Source organism: Parabacteroides sp. PM6-13 (assembly GCF_029892605.1).
Taxonomy (GTDB): Bacteria; Bacteroidota; Bacteroidia; order Bacteroidales; family Tannerellaceae; genus QVMG01.
The window spans coordinates 166,398-185,302 of sequence record NZ_JARXWF010000003.1 but is presented as its reverse complement, the minus strand read 5'-3'; the positions used below and the strand labels follow the sequence as shown (position 1 = coordinate 185,302).

Below are 18,905 nucleotides of genomic sequence, written 5' to 3'. Positions count from 1 at the left end.
GGGGCTTTTTATATAGAGGATTCACTACCGTAAGCTGCGCTACGCTTGCATACGGTTATGTATAATCTCACGCCTGCGGCGTGCTTCCCCGCAACCTTCCCCTCCCATTTGAAGACCAGCAGCCTGAGGCAACTGGCTACAGAGCGGAGCAATCTACGATTGCTTGCCTTTATCGTCTTCTCCGATTGAATATTTAAAACTGTGTAATCTGTGCAATCTGTGCCAAAAGCCACCTTCCCATCTCCTCCAATTCGAAGATCCGCCCACCTTCTCAATCTGTTCCGATTTGATTATAATGTAAAAAATACGCATTTACCGGATGAACCATACAAGTATATGCCTACCGTCTTTTTCTCACGTTTTTCTATACGCTGAGAATTTTTTCTCACGCCCTAAAAAAACGTGAGAAAAAATTCTCATGCGGGTGAGAATAAAAAAATCCGGTGCTATTCCCCTACCGTTCCCTCTTTATACCAGTTCACTTTTCGGGAGAAATACATGATAACTGCCAGGACGAGAAACAAGCCGATGCTTCCGATCAATAGGGCGATCTCTTCCAGTTGCAAAATAACATAGAGGAATAGATACAACAGGCAGAGTGTTGAGGTAAGCAGAGCGGTTTGTTTGCGGTTTTTGAATACGCTATGCGCATAGAGTGTGATCATGCCGATGGTTGCCACGCAGGCTATCAGGTAGGCGATAGCAAAACCGACCTGTTCTGATATAGAAAGCAGAAGCGCGTAGAAAAGAACCAAAGCCAATCCGACCAAGAGATACTGAATAGGATGTATCCGCTTTTTGGTCAGGAGCTCCACAAAGAAGAAGATCACGAAGGTCAAGGCAATGAAAAGAATGGCGTATTTGGCCGATCGCATATTCTGCTGATAATGATCGACGGTATCTACCAGGTTCACACCAAAGGAGGATTCTGCAAAAGGCTGCACCCCGTTGTCAATCCAGCTATCCGGTATGCTACGGTTGAAATGCAAGATCTTCCATGTCGCGTCGAAGCCACTCTCTGTGATGGTATGTTCCGGACTGAAGTGACCAACAAAGCCTGGTGCCTTCCAGGCACCGGCAATATGCACCTGGGAGGTTTTGCCGATGGGAATAAAATGCATACTGCCACTGCCATTCAGATCGATCGTACAATGAAAATCCACCCTCTCTTTGGCTGCCAGTGTTGCCTCATCGTTTAGAGGAACCACCAGCTCATTTCCGGCAAACCAGGCACGACGACTGCCTGCCGCGGCCGCATAGGCGCGATCGTTTATATAAAAATCAACACGATTGGTTACGCCTCGCAAGTCGGAGATGCCGATATATACAATGGCTTTGTCCCAGTGATATGTGCGCCCAGCCTCTTCTATGTCCGGTATCTCAAAGCCGCCTTTGAGGCGAACCTCGCTTTTGTAGAGAATCGTCTTATAGATGCCATAATGCTTCTCTTCGGGGGAGAGCGCGACGTCGACATGAAGATCTTCGGGCGTTAGGTGCAAAAGATGCTGTTCGTTTACCATCTTTCCCTCCGCATTGAGAGTAGAAACTGTATACGGAATTGACAAAACAGGGGCACAAAGGGTTTGCGCCCCACTCCATTTGTTATTAATTTTTTCAATGGTCTCTTCACTTCGGTGTTTTCGCTCCGAAATCAATTCTTGCATCATCGCACTGGGTATGAGCAATAAAAGACTGAGAAAACCTACTATTAAGGCTTTCACGGTGATTGACTGGGAGAATTTCTCCGATCTCTTTTCTTGTGTTTCCATTTGAATTATTTATTAAATATGAATAAAGAAAGTACTTTGCATTTCAAAGTTAATGGGTAAAAAAAATTACCTAAGAAGGGCTTCCAGCGCATTCAGGTGTTCCTGAAAGGCTTGCTTTCCCGTTTCCGTCATGTGATATTGCGTATTGGGTTTCCGTCCAACGAACTGTTTTGTTGATTGGATATAGGCTAATCCTTCCAACGCCTTCAGGTGACTGGCGAGGTTACCGTCGGTCACCTCAAGCAGCTGCTTCATGGTATTGAAGTCAGCCGCCTCATTCACCGAAAGAATAGACATGATTCCCAGACGGATCCGGCTTTCAAAGGCTTTATTTAAGTTGGCGATGATGCTTTTCATCGTTTCTTCAAATCATATTTTTTATACATAATGAAGCCATACAATATATGGCAAACACCGAAGCCCAAGGTCCAGAACAGTAGCCCATATTGTTGGAAAACAGCCGCTATCACACCAAATACCACCTCGGTGATCCCCAGATAATGCACCTCTTCAAAGGTGTATTTAGAGGCATTGATAAGCGCGATACCATAAAACACTAAGGTGCCGGCCAAGGCCATATAGATATCCCCCCGAAGGAATAGAATCAAACAAAACAGCCCGCCACCCACCAACGGGAGCCCCAGGTTATACACCGTGCGCATCGTTACCTTATTAAGGAGAGACTGCTTGTTTTTCTTTGCCTTACGCCAGGAAAAATAAACAGCAAAACCGACCGACAGAAACAAAACAATCAAGGCATCAGCCAGCAAAATCAATAACTCCTGCGTTTGATTGTAATCGGTCAGCGACGGGTCGCGCAATAGGTAAAAGTAGGCGAATGCCGCTCCGGCAATAGCTGTCACACCGGCCAGTATACCCGACAACCCACTAAGTGATAAGAACTTGGATGACTTCTCCATCATCTCTCTTATGGCCTTTATATCTTCTATCTGCTTGTTCATGGCGACAATTAAAGTACTTTGTGCCGCAAAGCTAATGAGAATTATTGTTGAAACAATGCAAACGCCTCTTTTCTTTCGCTTTTTATATTTTTTTTTGAGTTGGTCGACGGTAGGGAGGCTATTAATCACATCTTACTCACTCCAATCTGGGTTATTATTGCCTCCACATTGCTACCGTTTTCCCTCCATCGTAAAAGCATGCTTTTTATATCAAAAGTATGTAGACACTATGTAGGCACTATGTAGGCACTATATAGGCACTCCCTAGGCACTATGAAAGCGCAAGCAAACCACCCCTAATTTATATCATTTTGATAGTATTTCTTTAACTATAACTATCATAAAGAAACATATTCGAGGCAATAAGTATCTTTTTGAATTTCGTTAAAATGATATTTTCGGGAATTTATTTATGTATTTTTAACATACGACCCGATTTAAGGTGAAAAATAGACCTATATAAATCAAGGCAAACATCAATTTTATTCACTTATACATACATTTTATTTACTTTTTCCTTGTTTTTATTAAACCATATTGTATGTTTGTAAAAAAAAGATCGTATGAGTAACATCGAAAAGAAATTACCCTTAAAGTGCCCGAGTTGTGAATCAGATCTTCATGTTCGGAAAATGCATTGCACCCATTGCGACACGGAGGTGACCGGCAGCTTTGCCCTGCCCCTACTCGCTCGGCTGTCGGAAAAAGAACAGGCCTTTATACTTGATTTCGTAAAAAGCAGCGGGAGCCTGAAAGACATGGCGAAGAATATGGGGATCAGCTACCCGACGGTACGGAATCTATTAGATGATTTAATTGCAAACTTAAAAAAGAGGGAGGAACCGAGTGATGGACAATAAATTGACTTTATGTTTGAATCCTTTTGTGAAAATAGCCGGCGGGAAAGCACTGTTATGGGGCCTCTTAGGCGTAATCGTGGCAACAGCCGTCTCCTTTTATTCGGGCTACCATTATCATGGATTATTGCATTTTGGCCCTGCGCCCAATGATGCCTGGTGGTGTTATGTGGTAGAGCACCTGGTTGTATGGCTTGTGCCGGCTCTTCTTTTCTATATCGGAGGACTATTGTTGTCCACCTCCCGGATACGGATCGTAGATATATTCGGCACCGTCGCTTTCGCACAACTGCCGTTTATTCTGATGAACCTGTTTACGCTTCTGCCGCCAATGCAACAGTTGAAGACATTTGATTTCGATCTGCCGCCCAGCCAACTGTTGAACCAACCGGGCTTATTAGTATCCATCTGGTTCTCACTTATCTCAATCATTTTCCTGGTGTGGGTACTGGTATGGATGTATAACGCATTGAAGGTTTCGTGTAATCTGAAAGGAACAAAATTGGGGGTATTATACACTATTGCTATCATAGGCGGTGACGTGTTATGCCGCATGATTATTCGTTTGTGTTATTAATCAATCTAAAATAGATATGTTATGAAAAAAGTCTATGTATGGCTACTATGCAGCCTCTTTGTCTTGGCATCCGCTTCGGCTTCCGCACAGGATATTACCGGCAACTGGTATGGCCGCGCCGATGTCGGCGGGATGAAGTTAAGAATGAACCTCACCTTCGAGAAATCAGGGGAGACATACACCGGTTATATGGTATCGCCCGATCAAAGTTCGGCAAAGATACCTTTCAATAAAATCACCTTTGAAGCAAACCGGCTGAGTTTGGAAATCGCCCAGATAGGATTCAAATACCAAGGCGTATGGAAAGAGGACAATACCATCGACGGTTCATTTACGCAGATGGGGGCTCAATTCCCGATCAAGTTTTCCCGCGAAGAGATAGTGGCCAACCGTCCGCAACATCCCGTTCCACCCTACCCTTACCTCACGGAAGAGATCACTTTCCGCAACGAAAAGGCAAATGTGCGGCTGGCAGGAACCATTACCCTTCCCAAGCAAGCGGGCAAGTATCCGGCAGTAGTATTAGTGACCGGCAGCGGCCCACAGAACAGGGATGAAGAGCTGATGGGACATAAGCCTTTTTGGGTGATTGCCGACTACCTGACCCGCCAGGGTATAGTCGTACTTCGCTATGACGAACGCGGCGTAGGTGCGTCGGAAGGCAAATACAATGAGTGTGGCATACCCGATTTCGCAGAAGATGCCGCCGCCGCTATAGCCTACTTAAAGAATCGCAAGGAGGTCGACAAGCAAAAGATCGGCATCATTGGGCATAGCGAAGGAGGCTCCGTGGCTACCCTGTTGGCAGCACAGCAGATCCCTGCCTTTATCGTTTCACTGGCGGGACCCGGAGAAAATGGCCGGGATCTGATGCAAAAACAGCGGGCAGCGCTTTTCAAAACATCCGGCGCTACCGATGCGTATATCAACCGCTATAATGAGACGATGACTAAGTTGGAAGACTATATCCTAACGACAGACAAGAATGCCGTGAAAAAGGAGTCGATCACGGCCATTATTGCCGGAACCGTATTGGCGGGACAGGAACAGACTATTATTGCCCAAATGACTTCCGAATCCATGCTCACCCTCTTGCGCTTCGATCCGCTTGATTATTTCAAAAAGATCACTTGCCCCGTCTTGGCATTGAATGGCGATAAAGACCTGCAGGTAATTGCCCGGCCCAACCTGGAAGGTTTCAAACAAATCACGGCGAATGGCAACAACCAAGTAACCATCAAAGAATACCCCGGCCTGAACCACCTCTTCCAACATGCCACCACCGGACTGCCGGCAGAATACAGCCAGATAGAAGAGACCATCAGCCCGGAGGTATTGAAAGATATGGGCGAATGGATCCTGAAACAATAGAAGGGAAAACAGGTTTTACCACCTAAAAGATTATGCGTAGCTTTGCAAGCTAAAAAAGTATGCATGCGTCGCCATTTTCAACTCTATAAAAGCCATTATAAGTCCCTTATTTATCTGGGAGTGCCCATTGTAATCGGGCAGGTAGGACAAATCATCCTTTCCTTTGCCGACACCTTGATGATCGGGCAGCATAGTACCGACGAACTGGGTGCTGCCTCTTTCGTAAACAGTATGTTCAACCTGGCTATTATCTTTAGCACAGGTTTCTCGTACGGGCTGACGCCTGTGGTGGGTACCCTGTTTGGCAACAAAGAGCCGGAGGCTATTGGGCGGACATTGAAGAACAGCTTGTTGGCAAACGCACTGGTGGCCTTGTTACTGACAGTCATTATGGGAGCGCTCTATTTCAATATCGAACGCCTGGGGCAGCCTGCCGAATTGATTCCGCTGATCAAGCCCTACTACCTGATCCTGCTTGTGTCGCTGTTGTTTATCCTTTTGTTCAACGCGTTCAAGCAATTTGCCGATGGGATTACCGATCCGAAGACCGCTATGTGGATCCTATTAGGGGGCAACCTATTGAATATCGTAGGCAATTATGTGTTGATTTATGGGGAATGTGGATTCCCGGAGATGGGATTGGTCGGAGCCGGTATCAGTACATTGTTCTCACGCATCGTCATGCTTATCGTCTTTGTCGTGATCTTCCTGAAAGCCAAACGTTACCGGATCTATGTGGAAGGCTTCCGAAAAGGTCCTTTCAATAAGCGCGACTTCCGTCTGTTGAATAATATGGGATGGCCTGTCGGCCTGCAAATGGGCATGGAGACCGCCTCTTTCAGTCTGAGCGCGATTATGATCGGATGGCTCGGCACGGTGGCATTGGCCAGTCACCAGATTATGCTGTCGGTCTCGCAGGTTGGTTTTATGATGTACTATGGTATGGGAGCCGCCGTAGCGGTGTTGGTGAGCAACTACCGCGGTAAAGGCGACAGCGTCAACGTCCGACGCTCGGCCTCTGCCGGATTTCATATTATTATGCTGATGGCCGTGGTGGTATCTATCCCGCTCTACCTGTTGCGCCACCAGATCGGTGCCTGGTTTACTGATAGTGAACCGGTGGCAGCCATGGTAGCCAGCCTGGTTATTCCGTTTATTATTTATCAGTTTGGTGACGGTCTGCAGATCACCTACGCCAATGCCCTGCGTGGCATTGGCGACGTAAAACCCATGATGCTGATTGCTTTTATTGCCTATTTTATTATATCTCTTCCGTTAGGCTATTTCTTTGCTTTCACCTTGGGATGGGGCGCTTTCGGTATCTGGATGGCCTTCCCGTTCGGATTGACCAGTGCCGGAATTATGCTCTATTTGCGCTTCCGTAAATTCAAATAATATCGGAGAAAGATTCTATTTACTCCAAATAGCAGTACCCATACAAACCGGAGCGGTAGTTGGACAGGAACTCTTTGCCCTCTTCTACCGTGATCTTGCCTGCTTTCACCGAAGAGGTCACCCAGGTTTCGAGTGTGCGCACCATTTTCTTGGGGTTGTATTGCACGTAGTCTAATACTTCGGCTACTGTTTCCCCGTCGATAATCTGATCGATGGTATATCCTTTTTCATCTACGCTGACATGCACCGCGTTCGTATCGCCGAACAGATTGTGCAGGTCGCCCAATATTTCCTGATAGGCACCCACCAAAAAGACTCCGATATAATAGGACTCCTTCGTCTTGAAAGGATGCACGGGCAGGTAATAAGAATAGTTCTTGGTCGATATGAAGTTGACAATCTTCCCATCCGAGTCACAGGTAACATCCTGCAAGGTCGCTGTGCGCGACGGACGTTCGTCGAGGCGATGTATCGGCATGATCGGGAATACCTGGTCGATAGCCCAGGAGTCGGGCAACGACTGGAAGAGCGAGAAGTTACAGAAATACTTATCGGGCAATATCTTCGCCAACTGCTTCAACTCCTCCGGAGCATGGCGCATCTGACTGGTCAAGGCATATACCTCGCGGGCAATCGTCCAGTAGAGGCGTTCGATCTGTCCGCGTGTACGCAGGTCGAGCATACCCAATCCGAAACGGTCCAAGCCCTCTTCACGTATCTGTTGCGCATCATGCCAGGATTCCAGGATACGCTGCTGATTCAGGTTTTGCATGATCTGATAGAGTTCATGCACCAGTTCGTGATCATCCTCCGATACCATATCCTCCGGATTCCATTCGGGCAGGGTGGTTGTTTCCAATACCTCGAAAATCAATACGGAGTGATGAGCCGTAAGCGAACGGCCTGACTCGGTAATGATATTCGGATGAGGGATATTATTCTTGTCGCTGGCATCCACCATAGTCGCAATCGAGTCGTTTACATACTCCTGAATGGTATAGTTGATGCTGCTTTCGCTATTGGACGAATGCGATCCGTCGTAGTCGACGCCCAAGCCACCGCCTATATCGACAAATTCGATATTGAAGCCCATCGTACGCAGTTGCACATAGAACTGCGAGGCTTCGCGCAATGCGTTTTTGATGCGGCGTATCTTAGTCACCTGGCTACCGATATGGAAATGGATCAGGCGCAGGCAGTCTTCCATCTTATTCTTTTCGATAAATTCGAGCGCTTCGAGCAGTTCACTCGAGTTGAGGCCGAACTTGCTGCCATCGCCTCCCGAATCTTCCCATTTGCCGCTGCCGGAGCTCGACAGCTTGATGCGTATACCGATATTCGGGCGGATATTCAGTTGCTTGGCAATCTTGGTGATCAGCTTCAATTCGTTTAGTTTCTCTACTACAAGGAAAATGCGTTTCCCCATCTTCTGAGCCAACAGCGCCAATTCAATATAGCTTTCATCTTTGTAGCCGTTGCAGATGATCAATGACTCCGAATCGGGATACATGGCAATCACCGCATGCAGTTCAGGCTTCGATCCTGCCTCCAGTCCGATATTGAATTTCTTTCCGTGGCTGATGATCTCTTCCACCACAGGACGCATCTGGTTGACCTTGATCGGATAGATGATAAAGTTCTCTGCTTCGTATTTATACTCTTCCGCAGCGATCTTGAAACATTTGGAAATCTGTTCGATCCGGTTGTCCAGAATATCCGGAAAACGGATCAGCGTAGGGGTGGAAATGTCCTTGATCTGCAGTTCGTCGATCAGCTCTTTCAAATCAACGCCGGCATAGTCCTTCTTGGGAGTAACCACTACATTTCCTTTTTCATTGATAGAAAAATAGTTAATACCCCATCCGGGGATGTTATACAATTCTTCCGAATCCTCAATGCGCCACTTTCTCATTTTCTGTTCCTTGCACTAAAATGGTTTATACTAAAAAATAAAAGGACAAAATTACGCAATAAAACAACGAGAATCGCACTATCCACACTTAAAAATGCTCAACCCAAAGGGATTTATAGGAAAGGATCTTCAGATTTGGGGGAATTGGAAGAAATGGAAAGTTGAAAATGGAGGGGAAGGGGAAGTGTTTTCAAATATTGGAAAGTTTGAAGGTGGAGAGCGCGCTGCAAGCGCGAGATTATACATAACCGTATGCAAGCGTAGCGCAGCTTACGGTATAGCGACTACCTGTCAATCAAGCGCCGCAGGTGCGAGATCTGCCATAATCCCGCCCCATGCGGGGCTTTTTATATAGAGGATTCACTACCGTAAGCTGCGCTACGCTTGCATACGGTTATGCATAATCTCACGCCTGCGGCGTGCTTCCCCGCAACCTTCCCCTCCCCTCCCATTTGAAGACCAGCAGCCTGAGGCAACTGGCTACAGAGCGGAGCAATCTACGATTGCTTGCCTTTATCGTCTTCTCCGATTTGAAGATCCCCTCCATCAGGGCAATCCTTTCAATCAAACCAATCACATCCGGAAAATCCCTAAATCTGTGTAATCTCGGTTCAAGACGATTTGTCATTTTGCTTTACGCTTCGCTAAGCGATTTACAAATTGTCAAAAACGCACGACTATTTTTCCAAAAACGTAGGGGTATTTAAAATTAGTCCCGCGAGTAACACTTTTTAACGTATCATATTGTAAAGCAAAAACCACTTTTTGCTATCAATTTGACAATTTACCTTTCGCCATTTTCAAAGGATTTCGATCAAAAAAAGCACCTGTTTTTTGTCATGCATTTGTTTAAAAAGGATAGAATGGTTACTTTTGAGTACTTATAAAAAACGACCTCATATGACACAAACGGACGCACAGGCAACACTTGCGTTGGAATATATCCGGAACACCGATACGAATCTCTTCCTAACCGGACGGGCGGGCACAGGGAAAACAACCTTTCTCCGCCGCCTGAAAGATCTTTCACCCAAGCGCATGATCGTGGTGGCTCCGACGGGGGTGGCTGCTATCAACGCCGGAGGGGTGACGATTCACTCCTTTTTCCAATTGCCGTTTGGGCCTTATATTCCGGGAAGCGCCACGAAACAGAAGGATTTCCAGCATAAATTCAACCGGGAGAAGATACGGATTATCCGCACACTCGACCTGTTGGTGATCGATGAGGTCAGCATGGTGCGTGCCGATCTGTTAGACGCGATCAGTGATGTGTTGTGTCTTTACCGAAAGACCTCCCGTCCGTTCGGAGGTGTTCAGTTACTGTTGATCGGCGACCTGCAGCAATTAGCGCCTGTAGCGAAAGACGAAGAATGGGCGCTGTTGCAACAACATTATCATTCGCCCTATTTCTTCGACAGCCAGGCTTTGGGCAAGAGCGAGTATCACAGCATAGAGCTGACCCATGTCTACCGACAGCGGGATGATGATTTTGTGGAGTTGCTAAATAAGATACGCGACAACCGCCCCGACGAAGCGACGTTGCAGCAATTGAACGCCCGTTACATTCCGCAGTTCACTCCTCCCGAGGAAGAGGATTATATCACCCTGACCACCCATAACTATCAGGCTAACCAGATCAATCAGCGCAAACTGGCGGAACTACCCTCCGAGCCCTATCGTTTTTATGCGACCCAGGAGGGCGACTATCCCGCCTATCTCTATCCGACCGATGAGGTATTGGAACTGAAAAAGGGTGCCCAGGTGATGTTTATCAAGAATGACTCTTCCCCGGAAAAGCAATACTACAACGGGAAAATCGGGCGTATCACTCAGATCAATGCCGATCATATCCTGGTGACGGATAAGGAAGGGGTACGGATCGAGGTCAACCGGGAGACCTGGCAAAACATGAAGTACACCATTAACTCGGAAAGCGGAGAGATATCCGAAGAGGTGATCGGTGCTTTCACCCAGTATCCCTTGAAAACAGCCTGGGCCATCACCATCCACAAGAGCCAGGGATTGACCTTCGAACGCGCCATTATCGACGCGGCCTCGGCCTTCTCGCACGGACAGGTGTATGTAGCATTGAGCCGTTGCCGCACATTGGAAGGCATGGTGTTGAACAGCCCTATCTCGCAACGAGCGTTGGTGAACGACGAGCGCATTGACCAATATACCACCTCGCTCGACGAACGACAGGCCAATCGCCACTATCTGCAGGAGGCACAACACGAATACTTCCTAAAACTGGTAGTCGAACTCTTTCAGTTTGAAACCATCCAGCAACGCCTTCAATACGTAACCCATCTATTGAACAACCATGCCGTCAAATTATACCCCGACCTCTGCCGCCGTTATTCGGAGCATCGGGATCAATTCCGCACGGATGTGACCGAGGTAGGACTGCGCTTTCAGCAACAGTTGCGCCGTATGATCACGACCCAGCCGGATTACCGGGAAGACCCTTCAATACAGGAGCGCATCCAAAAAGGGGCAGAATACTTCCTGCAGCAACTCGATGCCTACAATCACTCGTTTCTAAAAGCGGCCGATCCTGACATCGACAACAAAGAGGCACGGAAGCAGATCAAAAAGGCAGTGGCCACTTTGGCGGAAGAGCTGCACCTGAAACGCACGACGCTTCTTGCGAGCCGCGACGGATTCAGTACCGCGAAATACCTCTCAGCAAAAGCCAAATCCCAACTGGAAGAAGCCGCTGCCACCACATCGAAAAAGAAACGTAGCGAAACCAACTCGCGCAAAGCGGCAAAAGCCGAAGCCGAAGAGGCATTATCCGATGACATCCGCCACCCGGAACTGATGGCCACCCTCAAGCGCTGGCGTTACCAAGAAGCCACCCAGCAGGGATTGCCCGCCTACACCATATTGCAGCAAAAAGCACTGATCGGCATCGCCAACCTATTACCCTCATCCGATAGAGAATTATTACTAATCCCCGGCATCGGAAAGAAGGTCGCCGAGCGATATGGAGAGACGCTGTTGCAGATGATCCTATCCTATCGGAAAGCAAAAGGGATATAACCAAGGCTTTCAAAAACAAACGGCCTTCCCGAGTTGTTTCAATAATAGGAATACAATTTATCCGTTATGCAAAACAACAAAGAAGTGCAGCAACATCATACCAATCGTTATTTTTCCGACAAGTATGTGTATGTGGGTCATCACGACACGCCCACCACGATACGGCTGATCCAGTATCATGCCGAAGGCATGGAAAAGAAAAACGTAAGCCTGAACACTCCCTCTTTCAGGGAGTTGGCAAAGAGCGACCGTATCAATTGGTTTCAGATACAGGGCATGACGGATGCGGCGACTATCAGCCGGTTGTTGCAGGAGTTTGGTGTGCGCAACATCGACATCCGGGATATCCTGACTCCTCACCATGTGGTAAAAATCGAAGATAACGAAGATAACGTCCTGGTTGTTATGAATAGCTGTTCGATGAATCACAAGAGCCGAGTGGCATCCGAACATATCGGCATTATAATAAAGGAACGGGTAGTGATCACACTGACGGAAAGCGACGCTCCGCTGTTTAAGAATGTAGAAAACAGCCTGAAGAATAACACCTTGAATATCCGTACGCAAAAGAGCGGCCTGTTGTTGGCTTTTCTGTTGAATTCCATTCTGGTGGATATCATCGAGGTGGCGGCCAAGGTAGAGGTATTGCTGGAAAAGCTCGAAGACGGCCTGTTGGCTCCGGTGCCTACTCCTAAGAATCATATCGGACAGTATATTCAGGAATGCCGCCATGCCAATCTGATCATACGGAAGAATACCTATCCGTTGAAAGAGGATTTCCCGAAACTGATCCGCCCGAAGCAACACATGATCGATGCCGAACTGGTTGCCCTGTTCGACGATTTGTTCGACCAATTGAAATACGCAATTCAGACATCGGAAAACAATAAAGAGATTCTCTCTTCATTGATGGATCTGTATTCCTCGAACAATGATTTGAAAATGAACCGGGTGATGAAGCGCCTAACGGTGGTATCGACATTGTTTATTCCCATCACCTTCCTGGTAGGGCTGTGGGGAATGAATTTCAAGTATATGCCTGAATTGGACTGGGAGTATGGCTACCTGGTTTCTTTAGGTATTATTCTGATCACAGGCATAGGCACCTGGTTGTTTATGAAGAAAAAGAGATGGATATAAAAATAAACATAGTACCCAAGCTGTTCGCCCTCTTTGTTGGGTTCACCGTGGCATGTACGCCCCAGGTGAACGAGAGAGCGGATGAGACTGCATCTGCTGCCGACTCCCTTCTGGTAGAAGAGGAGAAGGAACCGGTATTTACCCGCGGCCGTATCGTGATCGAAAAGGAACTGGCATACGACCAGTACACCCTCGACGACACCTATCCTTACCGCGACACCACCCGTATGGTTCAATGGGAAACAATCAGAGACCGTCTCTTCTTTCTCGATTCCATTCAGCAGGAGCCTGCCGTGTGGGGAGTTGTTCAAAACTATAAGAACCTGAATGGCGAAGCGCCCCTGATCCGAAAATGGCATAGGGATGAATATAAATTGGTAGCCGATGACTGGGGCGTAGCCCGCTATCAGTCGGTACCGCTTTATGCGGTGCATGATCGCGATACGGCGGAGAGATATCTTCGGGATGGTTCCTTGGTCAAGATAATCAAACAGGACTCTACGGCATTCACACGTGTGGAAGCCGTCTGGATCGGCGGCGAATGGCTGGTGCCCAATAAATACCTGAAAGTGATTGGCGATACGGTGAGTTTTCATCACACCGTTGTGGTCGATCGGGAGAATCAAAACATTGTGACGCTCGAGAAGGTCGATTCCATATGGTACGCACGGAGTATAAACCCGGCAACCACCGGATTGCATCATCCACCGTACGGACATGCGACGCCGATCGGCATGTTTGTCATTCAGGAGAAGAAACCCAAAATGATCTACCTGAAGGATGGTTCATCGGCACTCGGTGGTTTTGCCCCGCATGCCAGCCGGTTTACCAATGGGGCCTACCTGCATGGCGTTCCGGTAAATGCGCCTCGCACATCCACCATCGAATACAGCCAGACATTAGGCACTACGCCGCGTTCGCATATGTGTGTCCGTAATGCTACCTCGCATGCCAAATTCATCTATGACTGGGCACCGACACTGGCTTCGATTGTTTTTGTGATTGAGTAAAAGCCTTTTGTCAGACTGCTAATGATTCCAAATAATACTTAACGCAAAGTGCTTCTCTTTGCCTATTTATATACATTTGTCAAAATGTACGCAAAGAGAAGATGCAAAGACTGCTACTAATTCTAATTTTATACCTATTCCCTACTATTTCGATAAGTGATTATGTAGAGCAGGATACGTCCGACCCGATCGTGCCCGGCTATGATCTTTTATACCGACAGATGCAGATGGAAGGGAAGGTCAGCCAGGAAGCATTTATGCAGGCGGTAACTGGTTTTTACAGCCTTGAAGACCGCCAGAAAGAGATCCTGACGCTGATCGATTTTTCCAAACCCTCTACGGAAGAGCGCCTGTATGTGATTGATATGCAAAAAAAGGAACTGCTTTATTCTTCGCATGTTTCCCATGGACGTAACAGCGGAGATAACTGGGCAACCTCCTTCTCCAACGAGCCGGGCTCGTATAAGAGTTCACTCGGCTTCTACCGGACAGACGGCACCTATCAGGGCAAAAACGGTTATTCGCTTTTATTGAATGGATTAGAGAAAGGTATTAACGACAAAGCCAGAGAGCGGGCGGTTGTCATGCACGGTGCCCCCTACTCCGATCCTTCGGTGATTCGTTACGCCGGAAGACTGGGACGCAGCCAGGGATGTCCGGCCTTGCCGCTGAAGATCAGCCAAACCATTATCGACACGATCAAACAGGGTTCTATCCTCTTTATCTATTCCGAAGATCCGGCTTATATTGAGAATAGCCCTGTGTTAGCAATGGCGTTTCAAGACCAGCAGCCCTCTTCTCCACACACATCATAAATTATTCACCGCGTGGAATCACGCACGATCAGCTTGGTTTTGATAATCCGGCTGGCAATCTCTTCTTTGTCTCTTTTTCCACGGATGCGATCTAACAGAAGGCGCATCGCTGTCGCACCTACCTCATAGCCATGCTGATCGACGGAAGTGAGTGTCGGTTCGCTTAACTCGCAAATCGAATTATTGGTAAAGCCACAGACAGAGATTTCTTCAGGCACACGATAACCCAACTTCTTAACCACATTCAAAATACCGATCGCCGTTTCGTCATTCACCGCAAAAAAGGCATCGGGAGGCTCCGGAAGTGCCAAAAGCTTTTCAGTAACCGACAAGGCATCATGGTAATTGTCACAGACCACAATAAAGTCCGGATTGATCGCTACGCCATTCTTAAACAGGGCATCTTCATAGCCCATGCGGCGGTTATTGGAGATAACCAACTGAGAAGGCGAGCCATAGAAGGCAATCCGCCGGCATCCGCTTTTCACCAAATAATCGACCGCCGAATAGACTCCGTTATAATCATCCACCACCACCCGATCGGTCAGAATGCCCTTGCAGATACGGTCGAAAAAAACCATCGGGATTCCATTATCGGCCAATTCCTGAAAATGATCATACGTCGAAGTTGACTTAGCCACCGACGAGAGGACACCACACACATGAGCCTCCAGCATGGCTTGCACACATTTGATCTCGCGCTCATAGTCTTCGCGACTATGACTCACCAGGATACGATACCCCTCTTTCTCCGCTTCATCTTCTATGCCCGAAAGCACGGAGGAAAAGAAATAATGTACCATCTCCGGCAGGATGACCCCAATCGTTTTATTCCGATTCGTCCGAAGGCTCGTGGCCAACGGGTTGGGTCTATAGTTATGTTTCTTGGCATAGGCCGTAACCATCTCTTTGGTTTCCCGGCTGATGTCCGGGTGATCGGACAAAGAACGGGATACGGTAGAAGGGGATATAGCTAATGCTTTTGCTATGTCTTTGATAGTAATCTGTCTTTTTTCCATGGTATTTTCTTCTGCACTTTTCAAAGATATAAAAATCATACAAGCCAACAACAATAATGCAAACGATTCCGCTAACGTTTGCATAACATAATCTTGGCTTCGCTAAACATTTTAACATTTATACTTGTTTTCTTAATATACATTTGCAATAATTACCTATTTCAGTAACTATTCAGCCACCCCCAAGATCCTACAAACCTTATTGCAGTGTTGCCAGTATTGCGTCAAATGGAGATTGATTGTTTTTCCACGCAGTATCTGTGATGGAGTGTAATGCCATAAAGGCATCTGCTCCGTCGTCGGAACGGAAAGTACCACTGATTTTCTGTTTGATCTTTAGTTTTCTGATTCCACGTTCCGAAGCGTTGTTGTCTGGTGGTATGGCCGGATTTTCAAGAAATTTAAAGATGTAATCCCGGCATTTCATTAATCCATTTTTGAGTCGTCGGAAGTCATCCTTTAAATGCTCGACACTTTGTTTGAGGATATTATCTAAGCGTGTTAGCCAAGGAGACGTGTCGATTGCTTTGTCTGGGTTTTGGTTTCGCTCGTGAATGGCTTCTCGCAACAGCGTTTGTAGTTCTACCGACCATTGCTGTTTGTCATCTAACTCATTCAAATATTGCACTTCACGCAGGATATGTGCCAGACAGATTTGATGAGAGATGAAGTCTAGCGCAAAGTAAGCCGAATGGCGATCAGTAACGGCCGTCATGTTCTTTAATGAATCACCAAACATACCTTCAAGTACGCTAGCTGAGCGTCCGCTTGCCCGAAAAACCAACGTGTGGTATACTGTTTGAGCGATCCACGACCAATCCAATCGATTATTTAGATAGCATCCCGATTCATCAAAGCCTACGACTGAGGAACGCATGATATGTTCTTTGATTAAAGCAATGGCCGGTTCGGATTTCCTCCTGGCCTCCTGTATAATGTTACTGATTGTGCCCTGGCTCATTTCTATACCAAAGATTGTCTTCAGCATGGATTGTAACCGAGCATATGGCACGCATTGAACAACATTGTAGTAGACAACAAGTGCCTGTATGTTCTTGCCGAATGTTACGGCGTTTCCTCTTTTCTTGCGGGGAGCGTATGGACGGTTATAACAACCACAGGTGCATACGCTGGCATAATGGCGGTGTTCTCTGATAATTGGTTGTATAATAGGTACATCAATCTCTTGGGTGGTATATTCCAGCGTCGGTGTGATTGTGGAAAGATCTTTCCCGCAGCAGGTGCAGTAATTGGATGTATGATCCACTATCTCATCTGTATTGGCTGACATTTCACGGGTAGAACCTTCATGGCCCTTTTGTCCGCCAACCGGTTTGTCGGATTTCTCCCGCAAAGACTTTGTGCGACGCTTTACCTCTGATTTGAAGCTCTCTTTAGACGGAGGCGTACTACTGTTATTGCTGTTTTTCGGGGGCTCTTCGTGTTTAGAAAGACGGTTTCGAAGATCCGTGTTTTCTTTCTTCAAAGAACGAATCTCACGCAATTGAGCCTCAGATTTACGATTAAGTTGACATATTTCATCATGCTGGTGATTGATTATTTCCCCCATCGATTGCATCTCTTTATTGAGATTAGCAATAGCCTGCTGTATGTCATTAATCGACTCGCTCACAGGTGTAAAGATACAAAAAACATAGAATACAAACAAGGAAAACAGGGATTATAATTTAATTATTTATTTGACAGTCAAATGGTTGAAGCTTTATGGGTGGCGTGAAATAAAAAGCCTGTACCCTCCCTATGGTATTTTTGTTTGAAGGTAGTATTAGGGGGGAGGGGGTGGCTGAATAGTTACCCTATTTCATCAAATACCAATCTTTAAATTGTCTAATGCATGAAACAAATGATGAAGTCAGAGCTGAATAAAGTATTCATAAAACAAACTAAAATAAGATTTTGTATGAACATGAAAAACGTAAAGCGATTAGCTATCTTCTCGTGTATGGCTCTTGTCTTATGGGCATGCAGCAATAATAAAACGTCGGAATCCGACCCCGAAGAAGAGCCAACTCCAACGATTGAATTTGCCAAAGGAGCAGACATTAGCTGGGTAACAGAGATGGAACAAAAGGGCATGAAGTTCTATCATAAGAACGGTGTAGAAGCCGATTGTTTCCGTCTGATGAAAGAACTGGGATTGAACGCGATCAGACTTCGGGTATGGGTTGATCCCACAGCGCATGACAACTGGTGTAACAAAGAAGACCTGTTGGTAAAAGCCAAGCGAACAAAAGAGCTGGGCATGGATCTTATGGTGAATTTCCATTACAGTGATTGGTGGGCCGATCCGGGAAAACAAAACATCCCCGCAGCATGGGCTTCCTATTCGTATGAAGAGATGAAAGCCGCAGTAGCCAATCATACGACGGAGGTATTACAATTATTAAAAGACAACCAAATCAACCCCAAATGGGTGCAGATTGGCAATGAAACAAGCAACGGTCTTTTGTGGCCAATGGGTCAAGCCGATAAAAACCCGGCGCAATATGCCGGTTTATTCGCCGCCGGATATAAGGCTGCCAAAAAGGTATTCCCGGAAACGATTGCCATGGTACACCTGGATAATGGTTTCGACGAAGAGCTCTATCGTTGGAATTTAGATATTCTGAAAAACAACGGAGCCACATGGGATATGGTCGGCATGTCGCTCTATCCTTACTGGGCCAAAGAAAGTGGCAAAGAGACCTCGGCTGATAAGGTCATAACGAACTGTATCGCTAATATTAAAAAGGTAAGCGAACGATATGACTGTGACGTAATGCTGGCAGAAACGGGCATGGAATGTGCCGATGATAATGGGAAGTTGGTAGCGGAATCGGTATTAAACGCGGGTAAAACCATGTTGACCCGTATCATCGCCGAATGCCGTGACAACACAAACGGACACTGCAAAGGGGTCTTCTATTGGGAGCCGGAATGCCGACCAAGCCAATATCGACTGGGCGCGTTCACCGAAGAGGGTTATCCAACCGCTATCATGGATGCCTTCAAATGATTCTCTCCTCTCAAGCT

At 46.8% G+C, this 18,905-nt stretch carries 15 protein-coding genes; 9 read left to right on the top strand and 6 right to left on the bottom strand.

The genetic code is table 11. The features are described 5' to 3' along the window. Nucleotides 1-446 precede the first annotated feature (446 nt). The 3 genes from creD to M2134_RS04275 form a co-directional block, all read right to left on the bottom strand. Complete coding sequence (gene creD / locus M2134_RS04285; RefSeq protein ID WP_280750101.1) at nucleotides 447-1,769, bottom strand: cell envelope integrity protein CreD; 1,323 nt, start codon at nucleotides 1,767-1,769, stop codon at nucleotides 447-449. A 66-nt stretch (nucleotides 1,770-1,835) separates the two neighbouring features. Beyond that, on the bottom strand, nucleotides 1,836-2,126 hold the full coding sequence (locus tag M2134_RS04280) for a transcriptional regulator (protein ID WP_280750100.1): 291 nt from the start codon (nucleotides 2,124-2,126) through the stop codon (nucleotides 1,836-1,838). Continuing rightward, nucleotides 2,123-2,731 carry a hypothetical protein gene (locus M2134_RS04275; protein WP_280750099.1) on the bottom strand — a complete coding sequence of 203 codons (609 nt, stop codon included), beginning with the start codon at nucleotides 2,729-2,731 and terminating at the stop codon, nucleotides 2,123-2,125. Before M2134_RS04275 ends, M2134_RS04280 begins: the two co-directional genes overlap by 4 nt. A gap of 563 nt (nucleotides 2,732-3,294) precedes the next feature. Between M2134_RS04275 and M2134_RS04270 the strand changes: the two genes are divergently transcribed. The 4 genes from M2134_RS04270 to M2134_RS04255 all read left to right on the top strand — a co-directional run bounded on the left by M2134_RS04270 (nucleotide 3,295) and on the right by M2134_RS04255 (nucleotide 6,931). Beyond that, nucleotides 3,295-3,591, top strand: coding sequence for a DUF2089 family protein (locus M2134_RS04270; protein WP_280750098.1), 297 nt, complete (start codon nucleotides 3,295-3,297; stop codon nucleotides 3,589-3,591). Beyond that, on the top strand, nucleotides 3,581-4,165 hold the full coding sequence (locus M2134_RS04265) for a YIP1 family protein (protein WP_280750097.1): 585 nt from the start codon (nucleotides 3,581-3,583) through the stop codon (nucleotides 4,163-4,165). The genes M2134_RS04270 and M2134_RS04265 overlap by 11 nt, the downstream gene beginning before the upstream one ends. A gap of 21 nt (nucleotides 4,166-4,186) precedes the next feature. Beyond that, nucleotides 4,187-5,536 (top strand): alpha/beta fold hydrolase, encoded by a 1,350-nt coding sequence (locus tag M2134_RS04260; RefSeq protein WP_280750096.1) that lies wholly within the window; start codon nucleotides 4,187-4,189, stop codon nucleotides 5,534-5,536. A gap of 63 nt (nucleotides 5,537-5,599) precedes the next feature. Continuing rightward, on the top strand, nucleotides 5,600-6,931 hold the full coding sequence (locus tag M2134_RS04255) for an MATE family efflux transporter (protein WP_280750095.1): 1,332 nt from the start codon (nucleotides 5,600-5,602) through the stop codon (nucleotides 6,929-6,931). 19 nt (nucleotides 6,932-6,950) lie between these two features. Here the strand turns inward: M2134_RS04255 and speA are convergent, their stop codons facing one another. Further along, nucleotides 6,951-8,843: a biosynthetic arginine decarboxylase gene (gene speA, locus M2134_RS04250; RefSeq protein ID WP_280750094.1), complete on the bottom strand. Its 1,893-nt coding sequence runs from the start codon at nucleotides 8,841-8,843 to the stop codon at nucleotides 6,951-6,953. A 900-nt stretch (nucleotides 8,844-9,743) separates the two neighbouring features. Between speA and M2134_RS04245 the strand changes: the two genes are divergently transcribed. The 4 genes from M2134_RS04245 (at nucleotide 9,744) to M2134_RS04230 (ending at nucleotide 14,853) form a co-directional block, all read left to right on the top strand. After that, nucleotides 9,744-11,888 carry an AAA family ATPase gene (locus M2134_RS04245; RefSeq protein ID WP_280750093.1) on the top strand — a complete coding sequence of 715 codons (2,145 nt, stop codon included), beginning with the start codon at nucleotides 9,744-9,746 and terminating at the stop codon, nucleotides 11,886-11,888. A gap of 66 nt (nucleotides 11,889-11,954) precedes the next feature. Continuing rightward, the gene (locus M2134_RS04240) at nucleotides 11,955-13,028 is read left to right on the top strand and encodes a CorA family divalent cation transporter (protein WP_280750092.1); all 1,074 of its coding nucleotides are present in this window, start codon (nucleotides 11,955-11,957) and stop codon (nucleotides 13,026-13,028) included. Further along, entirely contained in the window at nucleotides 13,019-14,038 is a 1,020-nt protein-coding gene (locus tag M2134_RS04235) for a L,D-transpeptidase (RefSeq protein WP_280750091.1), read from the top strand. Before M2134_RS04240 ends, M2134_RS04235 begins: the two co-directional genes overlap by 10 nt. Before the next feature lie 101 nt (nucleotides 14,039-14,139). After that, the gene (locus tag M2134_RS04230) at nucleotides 14,140-14,853 is read left to right on the top strand and encodes a murein L,D-transpeptidase catalytic domain family protein (RefSeq protein WP_280750090.1); all 714 of its coding nucleotides are present in this window, start codon (nucleotides 14,140-14,142) and stop codon (nucleotides 14,851-14,853) included. A gap of 5 nt (nucleotides 14,854-14,858) precedes the next feature. Here M2134_RS04230 and M2134_RS04225 read toward each other — a convergent pair whose 3' ends face one another. Continuing rightward, nucleotides 14,859-15,872, bottom strand: coding sequence for a LacI family DNA-binding transcriptional regulator (locus M2134_RS04225; RefSeq protein ID WP_280750089.1), 1,014 nt, complete (start codon nucleotides 15,870-15,872; stop codon nucleotides 14,859-14,861). A gap of 199 nt (nucleotides 15,873-16,071) precedes the next feature. Then, nucleotides 16,072-17,541, bottom strand: coding sequence for an IS66 family transposase (locus M2134_RS04220; protein WP_280750088.1), 1,470 nt, complete (start codon nucleotides 17,539-17,541; stop codon nucleotides 16,072-16,074). 258 nt (nucleotides 17,542-17,799) lie between these two features. Here M2134_RS04220 and M2134_RS04215 point away from each other — a divergent pair, with 258 nt between their 5' ends. Then, nucleotides 17,800-18,888, top strand: a complete 1,089-nt coding sequence (locus M2134_RS04215; protein WP_280750164.1) for a glycosyl hydrolase 53 family protein — start codon at nucleotides 17,800-17,802, stop codon at nucleotides 18,886-18,888. Nucleotides 18,889-18,905 lie beyond the last annotated feature (17 nt).